The sequence below is a fragment of the Streptomyces sp. NPDC000941 genome (assembly GCF_053599555.1).
The window spans coordinates 1-13,505 of the sequence record NZ_JBSFMM010000014.1; the positions used below are offsets into that span (position 1 = coordinate 1).

The following is a 13,505-nucleotide window of genomic DNA, read 5'->3' on the forward strand; positions in this document are numbered from 1 at the left end:
GGCTACCGCGTCGGCTATGTCGACGCGATGTACCAGGACGGCTCCGGCGACCCGATCGCGGTCGGCGGCGGCGCGTACGGCGGGCGGGCACGGCGCGGCGCAGGTGCTCCAGGGAGTCGGCAGACGGCTGCAGTTCGTCGACGGAGCTGTGCAGGAGGCGGCGCAGGGCGTCCTCGTTCATGACGTCCGGGCTGTTCCTGTCGTCGGTGCGGGGGCTGTCGTCGGTGCGGGGGCTGTCGTCGGTGCGGGGGCTGTCGTCGGTGCGGGGGCTGTCGTCGGCCGGGCTGTTGCTGTCGTCCGTACGGCTATCGCCGTCCGTACGGTCGCGGTCGCTGCCGCCCGCACGGTCGCTGTTGTTCGTACGGTCACTGCCGTCCGGGCTGTCCGGACCTTTCCCGTCGTCCGTACGGTTCGCGCCGTCCCTACGGTTCACGTCGTCCGTCGCCGCGGCCTTGCTGGGCGGGGCCGTGCCGTCGGGCTCGTGACCGGCCCGCCGGTCGGGGTTTCCCGAGGCCGGCTCGTATGTGTCGTCGTTCATGCCGGAGCCTCCATTGCGACGCGAAGCGCCGCGATGCCACGCGATCCGTACGCCTTGACCGAGCCGAGCGATATGCCGAGCGTCTCGGCGACCTGGGCCTCGGTCATATCCGCGAAGTAGCGCAGCACGAGAACCTCGCGCTGACGGCGCTGCAGCCCTCTCATTGCCTTGATCAACTGGTCTCGCTCAAGCTGCTCGTACGCCCCCTCCTCGGCACTGGCCATATCGGGCATCGGCTTGGAGAGCAGCTTCAGCCCGAGGATGCGGCGGCGCAGCGCCGAACGCGAGAGGTTGACGACCGTCTGCCGCAGATAGGCGAGCGTCTTCTCCGGGTCACGGACCCGGCGCCGCGCGGAGTGCACGCGGATGAACGCCTCCTGGACGACATCCTCGCAGGACGCGGTGTCGTCGAGAAGCAGCGCGGCAAGACCGAGCAGCGATCGGTAGTGCGCGCGGTAGGTCTCGGTGAGGTGGTCGACTGTGGTGCCCGCTGCCATCGTGTCGTCAGCGTCCTCGCGCCCTGTCGACGAGATCTGCGGCGCGGGGCGAGTGGTCGACCATGGCGCGATCACCGGCATGCCACCAGGAGTGCGGGGACGCCGGGGCCGCACTGCCGTGCCGCCGCGCCCAGGAACCGTTGCGATGCCGAATACCTCTGCTGCCACGCCAGTTGGACACGCTGCCCCCTGTCAGGGTTGTACGCGTGAGGCAACGCTTTTGACGAAGCAACGAATGCCCCCATACATACCAACCCGTCCCCAAATGCCCCGGTTTGCCCAACGCCCACCGAGGGGCGGCTGGAAAGACGCTCCCCGCCCGCTGACGGTTGCAGCAGGCGGGGAGGGAATCTTATCCGTAGATCTTTGCCCTGGTTTGAGCCCGGTTCAAGTGGTCCAGGCCATTGTTCGGGTCACAGAAGGCTCACAGTTTGGCCGTAAGCCAACCGTCGGACCGCCGGACCGCCAATCGCCAGACCGTCAGACCGACAGCTCCGCCGCGACGAGCTCCGCGATCTGCGCGGTGTTGAGCGCCGCGCCCTTGCGCAGATTGTCGCCGCAGACGAACAGCTCGAGCGCCCTGGGGTCGTCGAGCGAACGCCGGACCCGGCCCACCCAGGTCGGGTCGGTGCCCACGACATCGGCCGGGGTGGGGAACTCCCCCTCCCCCGGGTTGTCGCAGAGCACCACACCGGGGGCGGCCGCCAGGATCTCGTGCGCCTGGGCCACGGTCACCTTGTTCTCGAACCGGGCGTGCACGGCCAGCGAGTGGGTGGTGATCACGGGTACACGGACACAGGTCGCGGTGACCCGCAGCTCCGGCAGGCCCAGGATCTTGCGGGACTCGTTGCGCACCTTGAGCTCTTCCGAGGACCAGCCGTCCTCCTTGAGCGAGCCTGCGAACGGCACCACGTTGAGCGCCATCGGCCCGGGGAACGGCCCGGTGTCGCCGATCGCCCGCCGTACGTCGCCCGGCTGGGTGCCCAGCTCCGTACCGGCGACGAGGGCAAGCTGCTCGCGGAGGGTGTCGACGCCCTCCTTGCCCGCCCCGGAGACCGCCTGGTACGAGGAGACGATCAGCTCCTGGAGCCCGAACTCCGCATGCAGCGCGCCCATCGCGACGATCATCGTGAGGGTGGTGCAGTTGGGGTTGGCGATGATGCCGCGCGGGCGGAGACGGGCCGCGTGCGCGTTCACCTCCGGGACCACCAGGGGCACGTCCGGGTCCATCCGGAAGGCTCCGGAGTTGTCGACGACGACCGCGCCCTTGCCGACCGCGATCGGCGCCCACTGCGCGGAGACCTCGTCCGGCACATCGAACATCGCGATGTCGACGCCGTCGAAGGCCTCCTCGCTCAGCGCGACGACCTCGACCTGCTCACCCCGTACGGACAGCTTCCGGCCGGCCGAGCGCGGCGAGGCGATCAGCCGGATCTCGCCCCAGATGTCCGCCCGCTCGGAGAGGATCGAGAGCATGACGGTGCCGACGGCTCCGGTCGCGCCGACGACGGCGAGCGTCGGCTTCCGGCCGACGGCACCGCCGTGGCCGGTCATCGGCCGGTCCCTCCGTAGACGACGGCTTCCACGCTGTCGCTGTCCAGACCGAAGGCGGTGTGGACAGCCCGGACCGCTTCCTTCACATCGTCGGCGCGAGTGACGACCGAGATACGGATCTCGGAGGTCGAGATCAGCTCGATGTTGACCCCGGCGTTGGACAGCGCCTCGAAGAAGGTCGCGGTGACGCCCGGGTTCGTCCGCATACCGGCGCCGACCAGCGAGATCTTGGCGATCTGGTCGTCGTAGCGCAGCGAGTCGAAGCCGATCGTCGGCTGCGACTTGGTCAGCGCCCCCATGGCCTTGTGGCCGTCGGTCTTCGGGAGGGTGAAGGAGATGTCGGTCAGGCCGGTCGCCGCGGCGGAGACGTTCTGCACCACCATGTCGATGTTGAGCTCGGCGTCCGAGATCGTACGGAAGATGGCCGCGGCCTCACCCGGCTTGTCCGGCACTCCGACGACCGTGATCTTGGCCTCGGAGGTGTCGTGGGCAACACCCGAGATGATCGCCTGCTCCATCGGCTGCTCCCCTTGCGGTTCGTTGCTGACCCACGTGCCTCTGAGCCCGGAGAAGGACGAGCGGACGTGGATCGGGATGTTGTAACGGCGGGCGTACTCCACACAGCGGTGGAGCAGCACCTTGGAGCCAGAACTGGCCAGTTCCAGCATGTCCTCAAACGAGATCCAGTCAATCTTTCGGGCCTTCTTCACGACCCGCGGGTCGGCGGTGAACACACCGTCGACATCCGTGTAGATCTCACAGACCTCGGCATCGAGGGCGGCCGCGAGAGCGACGGCGGTGGTGTCGGAGCCACCACGACCCAGGGTGGTGATGTCCTTCTTGTCCTGGGACACACCCTGGAAGCCCGCGACGATCGCGATATTGCCCGCGTCGATCGACTGCCGGATACGGCCGGGCGTGACGTCGATGATCCGCGCCTTGTTGTGGACCGAGTCGGTGATGACACCGGCCTGGCTGCCGGTGAACGACTGCGCCTCGTGGCCGAGGTTTTTGATCGCCATCGCCAGCAGGGCCATGGAGATCCGCTCTCCGGCTGTCAGCAGCATGTCGAACTCACGCCCCGACGGAATCGGGGACACCTGCTCGGCGAGGTCGATCAGCTCGTCCGTCGTGTCGCCCATCGCGGAAACCACGACGACCACCTGGTGGCCGTTCTTCTTGGCTTCGACGATTCGCTTGGCAACCCGCTTGATGCCCTCGGCATCGGCAACGGAAGAGCCTCCGTACTTCTGCACGACAAGGCCCACGTGCGCTCCCTGGCTCTCAGTAATGCGGTCGGGTCAGTCTAACGAGTGGCCGGAAATTACCCCGCCAATATCACATTGCGAGACACATGACTCACCTTGTGATCAGGCGCCCAGATATTTCCGCTTCATCCCTGGCACCACCCGCTCAGCGACCAACCCTGCCCGCTCCGCACCGAAGCACACGGAAAGGTAACCCAGGTCACACCTTCGAGGCCGGGCTGAGCTGTCAGGGCTGAGCTGTCAGGGCCGCGCCTCGGGACTCCGCCTCGACTGCGCCTCGACTGCGCCTCAGGGCGATGCGCGACCTCAGGACTGCGCGGACCGGATACCGAGCGGGGCAGCGATCTCTGCCGCCATGACCCGTCCCGCCTCCTCCGCAAGCTGCTCGTCGCCGCCCGCATTGCTGTCGGTGTCCAGGCCGTCCAGCTCGTCCAGCGGGCTGTCCAGCCGTACGTGGGCGACCAGCGACTGCAGCGCGCGCAGGGCGGCGGAGGCGGTCGTACCCCAGTTGGACAGATACGAGAACTGCCACCACCACATCGCCTCGCTGATCCGGCCGTCGCGGTAGTGGGCCATGCCGTGCCGCAGGTCGGTGACGATGTCGGCCAGGTCGTCGGAGATCCGGCAGGCGACAGGCTGGCTGCGCGGCACATACGGGTCGAAGACCTCGGAGTAGACGTCCACCGGGTCGAGCAGCCGGGCGAAGCGCTCACGCAGCTCGTCGACGTCCGGCTCGGGGCCGACATCCGGCTCGTACCGCTCGTCGGGGACGAAGTCCTCATGCGCGCCCAGCCGGCCGCCCGCGAGGAGCAGCTGGGAGAGCTCGAGCAGGAGGAACGGCACAGCGCTGTCCGGTTCGTCGCCCTTCGCCACTTCGGTGACCGCGACGATGAAACTCTCGATCTGATCGGAGATCTGGACCGCGAAGTCGTCCGGATCGGGGTGGGCGGCGTGCAGCGTTGCGTCAGACATCGAGAAGTCTTCTCCCTTCGAAGGCACGCCCCAGCGTGACCTCGTCGGCGTACTCCAGGTCCCCCCCGACTGGGAGACCGCTAGCCAGCCTGGTCACCTTCAAACCCATGGGCTTGACCATGCGCGCCAGGTACGTGGCGGTGGCCTCGCCCTCCAGGTTCGGATCGGTGGCCAAGATCAGCTCCGTGACCGTACCGTCCGCGAGCCGCGTCAGCAGCTCCCGGATCCGCAGATCGTCCGGGCCCACACCCTCGATCGGGCTGATCGCGCCACCGAGCACGTGGTAACGGCCGCGGAACTCACGGGTGCGCTCGATCGCCACGACGTCCTTGGGCTCCTCGACCACACAGATGACGGCCTGGTCGCGGCGCGGGTCCTGGCACACCCGGCACTGCTCGGCCTCGGCGACGTTCCCGCACACCGCGCAGAACCGCACCTTGTCCTTGACCTCGGTCAGCGCATGCGCGAGGCGGCGGACATCGGTGGGCTCGGCCTGCAGAATGTGGAAGGCGATGCGCTGCGCGCTCTTGGGACCGACGCCGGGCAGCCTGCCCAATTCGTCGATGAGGTCCTGGACCACGCCTTCGTACACGCCGCTTCCAATCTCGCGCTGACGCGCGGTGGCTTCTCTTCTTACAGACTTCGGTATAAGGCCCGGGTCAGGGCCCTGCACAGACCCTGGACAGACCGGCTACCGCGGAACGGAAGACCACTCGGCCACTCTCAGAACGGCAGACCCGGCATACCGCCCAGGCCCTGGGCGAGCGGACCGAGCTTCTGCTGCTGCAGCTGCTGCGCGGCGTTGTTCGCATCGCGCACGGCCGCGACGACGAGGTCCGCGAGGGTCTCGGTGTCCTCCGGGTCCACCGCCTTCGGATCGATCACCAGGCCCTGAAGCTCACCGGCGCCGGTCACGGTCGCCTTCACCAAGCCGCCGCCGGCCGAGCCTTCGACAGGGGTCCTGGCCAGTTCCTCCTGCGCCGCGGCAAGGTCCTGCTGCATCTTCTGGGCCTGCTGAAGCAGCTGCTGCATATTGGGCTGGCCACCACCGGGGATCACGAGCTCACTCCTGCGCTGTCGACAGAGTTCTTCTTTCCGATAGCCCGAGCCTACGTGCTCATGGGGCGCCCCGCCCTACGCCGTAGGGAGGAGGGCAGACGGCCTCGGAGTACTCAACTCAGGGGCCGCACAGGGCGAGCGATACGCACAGGATCCCCACCCGCCCCTCCCCGTTCCTACTCGTTCGCGACCTCTTCAATGACCGTCGCGCCGAGCTCGCGCACGATCAGGTCATGGCCGCTGAGCGCGCTCTCGTCGAGGTCCGGGTCGTCCTCGGCAGGCATGTCGTCCTCGGGCGCGACCGGCGGGGGCTCCGGCTCCCGGTACGCCGACGACTGCGCGGCCGGCCTCGCCGACTCGGCCGCCGCCCCGGCGGGGGACGACGACGGACCGGGCGCGGCGGGCGCGGCGGCGGACGCCTGGGCCTGCGGCCGGGGGGCGGACTGCCGCGGCGGGGCCGCCGGGGCGCCACCGCCACCGAAGCCACCCGCACCACCGCCACCGCCTCCGCCGCCGAAGCCGGAGCCGCCGGAACCGCTGAAGCCCCCGGAGCCGCCGGAGCCCCCGGGGCCACCGGCACCGCCGAAGCCACCGCCTCCCGCACCGCCGGGCCCGCCCTGCTGCCCGGCGCCGCCCGACGGATCGACGATCGCCTCGATCCGCCACTGCACGCCGATCGCGTCACTGAGCGCCTGGCGCAGCACGTCCTCGCTGCCACCGCTGACGAAGCTGTCGCGCGCGCCTGCATTGGAGAAGCCGAGCTGGAGGGTGGTGCCGTCGAAGCCGGTGACGGTCGCGTTCTGACTCAGCAGGATCCAGGTGAAGCGGCGGCGGTTCTTGACCGCCTCCAGGATGTCCGGCCACATCTGCCGCACCTGCATGGCGCCCTGCGCCATGCCGGGCGCGGGGGCGGCGGGGGCACCGGGGGAAGGCGCGGAAGGACTGGAAGGACTGGAAGGCCCGGAGGAACCCGAAGCACCAGAAGCACCGGAAGAACCAGAAGGACCACCCGAAGACGCCCCACCCTGCCCCGGAGCGGCGGCCGACGGCCAGCTGCCGGGCTGCCGTCCCGCGCCCTGGGCGCCGGAACCGGGGGCCGCGGCGCTCGGCCAGGCCCCGGGCCGCGACGAGGACGAGGCAGGGGCCCCGCCACCATCCGTATCGCCGCCCTCCGCCTGCCCGCCAGCAGCCGGACCATGAGCCGCAGAACCGCCCGCAGCCGCACCACCCGTGGCCGCACCAGGCCAGGCACCGGGGCGCTGACCACCGCCGTTCGCCCCCGCGGGCTGGGCGCCCCCGGGCTGCTGCCCCGCACCTCCGGCGTCGGCCGAAGCCACACCCGCACCACCACCAGCAGCACCACCACCAGGACCACCACCAGGACCACCAGCGGCAGGATCACCAGCCGCCGGACCACCCGCACCGGGCCCAGCCACGGCCGGGGCCCCACCCTGACCGGACCCAGCCCCGCCCCCGGCCCCACCCCGGCCGGTCACCGCCGCCCGCGCGGCCGCCGGGCCGGAGGGGCCCGCGGCCGGGACGTGTGCGTCGGGCCCCGGTACGTACCCCATGGCGGGCCCTTGGCCTTCCGCCCCGCCGGAACCTCCCGGCAGACCACCGGCCCCCGCCCCGGGGAAGCCTCCACCCAGACCACCCGCCAGAGCCCCCCGCTCCAGCTTCTCCAGCCGCGCCTGCATCGACCGCTCGTCGCCGAACGCCGCGGGCAGCAGCACCCGCGCACAGATCAGCTCCAGCTGCAGCCGCGGCGAGGTGGCACCGCGCATCTCGGTCAGGCCCTCGTTGACCAGGTCGGCGGCGCGGCTGAGCTCGGCGCCGCCGAAGACGGACGCCTGCGCCTGCATCCGCTCGACGACATCGGCTGGGGCGTCGATGAGCCCCTTCTCCGCCGCGTCCGGCACGGCGGCGAGAATCACCAGGTCACGCAGGCGCTCCAGAAGATCGGCAACAAAGCGCCGAGGGTCGTTACCCCCCTCGATCACACCGTTGACGAGCTCGAACGCGGCCGCGCCATCGCTCGCCGCGAAGGCGTCCACGATCGCGTCGAGCAGCGATCCGTCCGTATAGCCGAGCAGCGACGTCGCCATGGCGTACGTCACACCATCCTCGGCCGCGCCCGCGAGCAGCTGGTCCATGACTGACATGGAGTCCCGGACCGACCCCGCCCCGGACCGCACCACCAGCGGCAGCACCCCGTCCTCGACCGGGATCGCCTCCCGCTCGCAGACCTCCGCCAGATAGTCGCGCAGCGTCCCGGGGGGCACCAGCCGGAAGGGGTAGTGGTGCGTACGCGACCGGATGGTGCCGATGACCTTCTCGGGCTCCGTGGTCGCGAAGATGAACTTCAGATGCTCCGGAGGCTCCTCGACCACCTTCAGCAGGGCGTTGAACCCCGCCGAGGTGACCATGTGCGCCTCGTCGATGATGTAGATCTTGTACCGGCTCGACGCCGGCCCGAAGAACGCCTTCTCCCGCAGTTCACGCGCGTCGTCCACGCCTCCGTGAGACGCGGCGTCGATCTCGATGACATCGATCGAACCCGGCCCGTTCCGCGCGAGGTCCTGGCAGGACTGACACTCCCCGCACGGCGCCGGGGTCGGCCCCTTCTCACAGTTCAGACAGCGGGCCAGAATGCGCGCGCTGGTCGTCTTGCCACAGCCACGCGGACCGCTGAAGAGGTACGCGTGATTGACCCGGTTGTTGCGCAGCGCCTGCTGCAGCGGGCCGGTGACATGCTCCTGACCGATGACCTCGGCGAAGGTCTCGGGGCGGTAGCGGCGGTACAGCGCGAGGGACGACACGCTTACGACGATATCGGTGCCCACCGACATCCGAAGCCGCCCCGCATCCCTCTCCCCCGCCCCTCCCCACAACGCAAGGGCCCCCCACGCACCCGCCAGAGCCCACTTACCCTTGCTGCCTTCCGGCCCTGGGGGAGTTCGGTGAGATAGCGCCACGTGAGGGGCTGGCCCCCACCCTAGCGGATGGAGCGGGGTGGGAACGAGTTCGCATCCACTGCTTCTGGTCTTGTATTGTTTCCCCCGGAGGATTCGCCTAGAGGCCTAGGGCGCACGCTTGGAAAGCGTGTTGGGGGCAACCCCTCACGAGTTCGAATCTCGTATCCTCCGCACCCGCCCAGCAGGGCATACGAAGGGCCCGACCGCTCAGCGGCCGGGCCCTTCGTGATCTCCCGTCTCGGTTTCCGGCTCGGCTGTCGGGGACTCCCACCAGGACGACCGCAGCGGTGTGGCCGCCGGTCGGCTACGAACCCGTTCCCGCGCTCACCGCACCTTGTGGATCAGCAGCTCCACCGCTTGCTCCCACCGGAACTTGTCGCGACCGCCGCCCGCCTTCGGCTGGTGCGGCTCGTAGTCGGCGATCAACACGCCCATCCCCTGCAGCCGCTCCAGGCTCTGCTGGTACGCCGGGTGGGCGGCCTGCGCGGCGTTCAGATAGGGCAGGGCTGCGGTCGGGATGCCCAAGCCGTAGGCCTCGCACAGAATGCCCAGGGCCAGAGTGTCCGAGATCCCGGCGGCCCACTTGTTGATCGTGTTGAAGGTCGCCGGGGCGACGGCGATGGCGTCCGGCTGCGGGAGGGGGCGCGGGTCACCGGGCGAGCGCCATGCGGAGCGGATCGGATAGCCGGTCTGGGCCTCGACAGCTTGGGGGTCGATGAAGCCCAGGCCCTGCGGGGTCGCGATGACACCGACGTCCCAGTCCCGCTCCTGTGCCGCGGTGATCAGCTTGCCGACATCACCGGCGATCCCGGCCGCACAGACGACGACGTAGAGGAACGGCTTACTCCGCTCGCTCACGCAGGCACTCCCAGTTGTCGGCTGAAGTGATGCAGCTCGGGCACAGCTCGGCGGCGGTCACGGGCGGCCATGTCAGCCACCAGCTCACGTACTGCCGGCCGTCGGATGTCCTGGACCGCGCAGTTTTCAGCGACTCGGAGCGCTCGGTAACCGTCGGCGAGCCTGCCCTGCTGACTGTACGCACGGGCGGCTTCCACCCACAGGGCCGCGCGCCGTTCGGGGACGGGGATCGGCCGCCGCATGAGCGGTCGGGCGGTCTCCAAGGCGATACCCGCATCGCCGAGGGCAACGGCCGCGCTGACGGCGTGCAGCTCGACGTTGGTGGGACTGAAGTTTGCCCACGCTTCGGGGCGGTCGAGTGTCACGTAGCGGGCGACGTCCGTCGCCTCCCTGAGAAAGTCCTGCGTGGCCGCGCGATCACCGGCGCTACTCGCGGCTGTGACTCCGCGCAGCAGCATCAGCCCCAGGGCTGCGAGATAGCGCGGAGAGCGACGATCGTAGGCACCGGTCAGCTGTTCTGCGGTGTGGCGCACCAGCGTCACGGCTTGAGCGGTGTGCTTGTCCCGGGCGAGAACGTGCGCATGCACCCGAACGCTGGACGCCAGGACGACGGGGTCACCACAGCGTTCCGCCTCTGCCATGGCCCGTCCGACAGCCATCCACGCATGTCCGACGTCGCTGAGCTTGAGCAGCAGACTCACCGAGGTCTGGTAGGCCGTGGCCAGCAGCCCGACGACGGTCAAGGAGTGGGAGGAGTCGGCTGCTGCTCGCCGCAGGTCAGCGATCAGTGGCGGCAGGGCACGGCCCAGCTCGGCGTAGTCGCACGTGCAGAACAGTCGACGTGCTGCGGCGACTCGGTCACCCAACTCCCGTGCACTTACCTTGTCGGCCATGGGCGCGGGTGGCGGCGCAGGCAGCAGAGCGTGTACCAGACCCTGATGGGCAGCCGGGCTGGGCGTCGGCGGCGCCGCGAGGGAGGCGACGCTGGCAGCCAGAAAGGTACGACGGTGCATGTCCTCCTTCTTACGGTCTGCCTTACGGTCTGCGGTGTCGGGAGCGGGGGAGGCAGCCAGGCCAAGTTCGTGAAGCGGGATGTCCAACACCCCGGCCACATCCCGCAACACGCGGATGTCTTCCGTGCCACGCCCGTTCTCCAACCGGCTCACCTTCGCCTGGTGGTAGCCCAGCGCTGCGGCGACCTGTGCTTGTGAGCGCTTCTGTCGCAATCGAGCGTCACGGATGACTCGACCGAGTCGTCTCGCCTGATCCTGAGCATCGACCATCTCCGCCACGGCCCCTCCCTGTCGCCACCGATCCTGCCCCTTAAACCGAGCGTAGGTCAGCCGAGATGCGCCGTAATGCGGCTTCTGCATAACTCATGCCCCAGTGGCGCCGACAGGGACCGCTGGGCGTCGATGAGCAGTTCCCTGGGACGGCCCCACTCGTTCCGGAGGCGCACATGGAAACTCACCAACTCAGCTTCGTCCTCCCCAGAGCAACACATGCCGTTGCACACACCCGGCACCGCGTACTCGCGGCCTTATGCCGATGGGGACTACAGGCCGACAGCGACGTACTCCACTCGATTGAATTGGCAACCAGCGAGCTGGTCACCAATGCCGTGAAGCACGCCGACTCCACACACGTCTCGGTGGACGTCCGACTCTGCGGCGGTCTCGTACGAATCGATGTATGCGACGCCAGCCATGAACTCCCGCGGCTGAACCTGCCCGGTGTGGTCGACGAGAACGGTCGAGGTCTACTCATCGTCGCCGCCCTGGCCGCTCGGCACGACGTGGAGCTGACGCCCACCGGTAAGCGGTGCTGGGCTGAATTCGAAGTGCCCCTGGAGACCTATGCCGACGCGAGGGCAGCTTCTGCTGCTCCTACACGCCCTTTGAGCAGCCGACACGTTCGGCCCTGATCCACCTGCGCCTCCGAAACCAGAGGCTCGCCACGAAACGCCAAGTTCCGCAACAGAGGCCTACGCACCACCCGCCTCGCAGCGAAAACTTTGGTTGCATTCACCCCCGTCCGACACCGTCCGCAGCCCGCAAGGCGAGCCGTTCCACCACAGGTCAGGACACCCGCGTCTACGCCCGGATACCCATACGAAGACTTGGAAAGCGTGTTGGGGGCAACGGCCACGAGCCCGGCACCGACTGCCTCGAACCAGAGGAGTTCCGGGCCCGGCATGCCACCGACGGGGAGTCGGACACCCCCGACGGTGTTCCTCTGCGGTGCCTACCGGTTCTCCGGCGACATCGGCACCGGGCTACTCGAAGCCCTGCCGCAGGTCCTGACCCTGCAAGCAGCCGTCGGCGATCCGCTGAGGGACGTGATCGCCCTGCACTCCCACGAGCTCGCCAACCCCGAACCGGGCCAGGCCACCGTGCTCGACCGACTCCTCGACGTCCTCCTGGTACTCGCCATCCGCAGCGACTTCCGCCGCAGCCCGAACGCACCCCGCTGGTACCGCGCCTCCGCCGACCCTCGTCTGAGCGCCGCGCTCCAGGCCATGCACGAGGACGCCGGCCACCCCTGGTCCGTCCCCGAACTCGCGGCGATCAGCGGCCTGTCCCGGGCCGCCTTCGCACGTACCTTCCACGAGGCACTCGGCCAGACACCCATGCACTACCTGACCGACTGGCGCGTGGCCCTCGCACGCGACCACCTGCGCACGGGCGAACTCGGCATGGCGAGCATCGCCAGGAGCGTCGGCTACAGCTCGCCCTACGCATTCGCCGCCGCCTTCCGCCGCCACCACGGCGAACCACCCGGTGCCTGGCGACAACGAGAGTCGACGGGCGACAAGGAAGTCCTGCCCAGCGGCCCCCACATCCACTGACGGGCAGCGCCCGCCGGGCTCGCGGGCGAGATCAGTCGTCGGCGGCCTCGTCATCATCGGCTGCCGCCGGGTCGCGCAGGGGCCGCCACGCACCGCCGGCCGGGCTGGAGGCGCGGAAGCTGCAGCGGCCCAGCACTGGACCATCTTCGACAAGCTGCCGAAAACTCCTCTTTTGCCGGTCGTGGAACTCAGGCAGTGCACGCAGTCGCGGCGGGACGCCGACCTGCGGTGAACGCGGCCGGCGGGACACCCATGAAGTGTCGGAACTCGGCCGTCATATGGGACTGGTCGTAGTAACCCGCCGTCGCGGCGACGTCCGACCACCGGTCGGCATCGGCCGCGAGCACGGTGCGAACGCGGTCAATGCGTGCGAAGTGCTTGGGGGACAAACCGGTGCCGTCGGTGAACAAGGTGTGCAGGCGGCGCTCACTGATGTGCAACCGGGCCGCGGTTGTGGCGACAGTGGCGCCGACCAGTAGGCGTGCCGCCTCTTCGAGCCGCTCCGGGGGCTCCGGGCGGTCGGCCAATGCTTCTTCGAGAGCGGCGATCGGCTCGGTGGCGAACTGGTCACGGTCCAGGCCCGGTAGTTCGCGGAACGGCAGGGCCCGGTCGGCGAGATCACGCAGCGGACGGCCGAGGAGGGCTTGGGCGCGACCCGGCCGCATGCGAACCCGCACGCACGAACGGCCGGGCGCGCCGACGTGATAGCTGGCCCGGGTGCGGGGGCCCATGACAATCAACTCACGCTGGTCGCTGCGCAGGACAAGCGTGATGGCGTGATCGGGCACGTCGACCGCCGACGAACCGTCCGCCGCGGCGACATCGATCCCGGCCACCCAACGCACAAGGGCAGGCGGCACGGCAAGAGAGCTCACGCGGTTCACGATAGTGCCGAAACTTCCTATCACGCGGTGTGAGAGCGCTGTCATCGTCGGG

Annotated in this window: 12 protein-coding genes, 1 tRNA gene, 1 other RNA gene and 1 pseudogene; 3 read left to right on the forward strand and 12 right to left on the reverse strand. The window is 69.4% G+C overall.

Features of this window, described 5'->3' with window-relative positions:
* From ACWDSL_RS07600 to ffs, 9 genes and pseudogenes are all read right to left on the reverse strand, one after another.
* A pseudogene (locus ACWDSL_RS07600) lies at window positions 1–538 on the reverse strand (hypothetical protein); the annotation flags it as partial.
* The gene (locus tag ACWDSL_RS07605) at window positions 535–1,116 is read right to left on the reverse strand and encodes a SigE family RNA polymerase sigma factor (protein ID WP_385627176.1); all 582 of its coding nucleotides are present in this window, start codon (window positions 1,114–1,116) and stop codon (window positions 535–537) included. The gene ACWDSL_RS07605 and the pseudogene ACWDSL_RS07600, both read right to left, overlap by 4 nt.
* Before the next feature lie 399 nt (window positions 1,117–1,515).
* Window positions 1,516–2,589 carry an aspartate-semialdehyde dehydrogenase gene (locus ACWDSL_RS07610; protein WP_450482716.1) on the reverse strand — a complete coding sequence of 358 codons (1,074 nt, stop codon included), beginning with the start codon at window positions 2,587–2,589 and terminating at the stop codon, window positions 1,516–1,518.
* Window positions 2,586–3,857, reverse strand: a complete 1,272-nt coding sequence (locus ACWDSL_RS07615; protein ID WP_450482718.1) for an aspartate kinase — start codon at window positions 3,855–3,857, stop codon at window positions 2,586–2,588. Before ACWDSL_RS07615 ends, ACWDSL_RS07610 begins: the two co-directional genes overlap by 4 nt.
* 306 nt (window positions 3,858–4,163) lie before the next feature.
* Complete coding sequence (locus ACWDSL_RS07620; protein WP_089512802.1) at window positions 4,164–4,829, reverse strand: DUF5063 domain-containing protein; 666 nt, start codon at window positions 4,827–4,829, stop codon at window positions 4,164–4,166.
* The gene (gene recR, locus ACWDSL_RS07625) at window positions 4,822–5,421 is read right to left on the reverse strand and encodes a recombination mediator RecR (protein ID WP_450482721.1); all 600 of its coding nucleotides are present in this window, start codon (window positions 5,419–5,421) and stop codon (window positions 4,822–4,824) included. The genes ACWDSL_RS07620 and recR overlap by 8 nt, the downstream gene beginning before the upstream one ends.
* A 131-nt stretch (window positions 5,422–5,552) precedes the next feature.
* Entirely contained in the window at window positions 5,553–5,888 is a 336-nt protein-coding gene (locus ACWDSL_RS07630) for a YbaB/EbfC family nucleoid-associated protein (protein WP_014177713.1), read from the reverse strand.
* A gap of 176 nt (window positions 5,889–6,064) precedes the next feature.
* Complete coding sequence (locus tag ACWDSL_RS07635) at window positions 6,065–8,707, reverse strand: DNA polymerase III subunit gamma and tau (protein ID WP_450482723.1); 2,643 nt, start codon at window positions 8,705–8,707, stop codon at window positions 6,065–6,067.
* Between the two features lie 73 nt (window positions 8,708–8,780).
* An RNA gene (gene ffs / locus ACWDSL_RS07640) (signal recognition particle sRNA small type) lies at window positions 8,781–8,875 on the reverse strand.
* Window positions 8,876–8,949: 74 nt separating this feature from the next.
* On the opposite strand from ffs, the gene ACWDSL_RS07645 reads away from it, so the two are divergent.
* Window positions 8,950–9,034, forward strand: a tRNA-Ser gene (locus tag ACWDSL_RS07645).
* Between the two features lie 153 nt (window positions 9,035–9,187).
* Here the strand turns inward: ACWDSL_RS07645 and ACWDSL_RS07650 are convergent.
* Together ACWDSL_RS07650 and ACWDSL_RS07655 are read right to left on the reverse strand one after the other, a co-directional pair.
* Window positions 9,188–9,721 carry a flavoprotein gene (locus ACWDSL_RS07650; RefSeq protein ID WP_450482725.1) on the reverse strand — a complete coding sequence of 178 codons (534 nt, stop codon included), beginning with the start codon at window positions 9,719–9,721 and terminating at the stop codon, window positions 9,188–9,190.
* Window positions 9,718–11,004 carry a helix-turn-helix domain-containing protein gene (locus tag ACWDSL_RS07655; protein WP_450482853.1) on the reverse strand — a complete coding sequence of 429 codons (1,287 nt, stop codon included), beginning with the start codon at window positions 11,002–11,004 and terminating at the stop codon, window positions 9,718–9,720. Before ACWDSL_RS07655 ends, ACWDSL_RS07650 begins: the two co-directional genes overlap by 4 nt.
* A 176-nt stretch (window positions 11,005–11,180) precedes the next feature.
* On the opposite strand from ACWDSL_RS07655, the gene ACWDSL_RS07660 reads away from it, so the two are divergent.
* Complete coding sequence (locus ACWDSL_RS07660) at window positions 11,181–11,645, forward strand: ATP-binding protein (RefSeq protein ID WP_450482727.1); 465 nt, start codon at window positions 11,181–11,183, stop codon at window positions 11,643–11,645.
* Window positions 11,646–11,915: 270 nt separating this feature from the next.
* Window positions 11,916–12,569, forward strand: a complete 654-nt coding sequence (locus ACWDSL_RS07665; protein WP_450482729.1) for a helix-turn-helix domain-containing protein — start codon at window positions 11,916–11,918, stop codon at window positions 12,567–12,569.
* A 188-nt stretch (window positions 12,570–12,757) separates the two neighbouring features.
* On the opposite strand, the gene ACWDSL_RS07670 is transcribed toward ACWDSL_RS07665, so the two are convergent.
* Window positions 12,758–13,498 (reverse strand): helix-turn-helix domain-containing protein, encoded by a 741-nt coding sequence (locus ACWDSL_RS07670; protein WP_450482731.1) that lies wholly within the window; start codon window positions 13,496–13,498, stop codon window positions 12,758–12,760.
* Between the last annotated feature and the right edge of the window lie 7 nt (window positions 13,499–13,505).

Bases quoted from the DNA above. Each gene is read 5' to 3' on its own strand.
- ACWDSL_RS07610 (WP_450482716.1), bottom strand. From the start codon at position 2,589: ATGACCGGCCACGGCGGTGCCGTCGGCCGGAAGCCGACGCTCGCCGTC.
- ACWDSL_RS07655 (WP_450482853.1), bottom strand. From the start codon at position 11,004: ATGGTCGATGCTCAGGATCAGGCGAGACGACTCGGTCGAGTCATCCGT.
- ACWDSL_RS07605 (WP_385627176.1), bottom strand. From the start codon at position 1,116: ATGCCGGTGATCGCGCCATGGTCGACCACTCGCCCCGCGCCGCAGATC.
- ACWDSL_RS07620 (WP_089512802.1), bottom strand. From the start codon at position 4,829: ATGTCTGACGCAACGCTGCACGCCGCCCACCCCGATCCGGACGACTTC.
- ACWDSL_RS07665 (WP_450482729.1), top strand. From the start codon at position 11,916: ATGCCACCGACGGGGAGTCGGACACCCCCGACGGTGTTCCTCTGCGGT.
- ACWDSL_RS07670 (WP_450482731.1), bottom strand. From the start codon at position 13,498: ATGACAGCGCTCTCACACCGCGTGATAGGAAGTTTCGGCACTATCGTG.
- ACWDSL_RS07660 (WP_450482727.1), top strand. From the start codon at position 11,181: ATGGAAACTCACCAACTCAGCTTCGTCCTCCCCAGAGCAACACATGCC.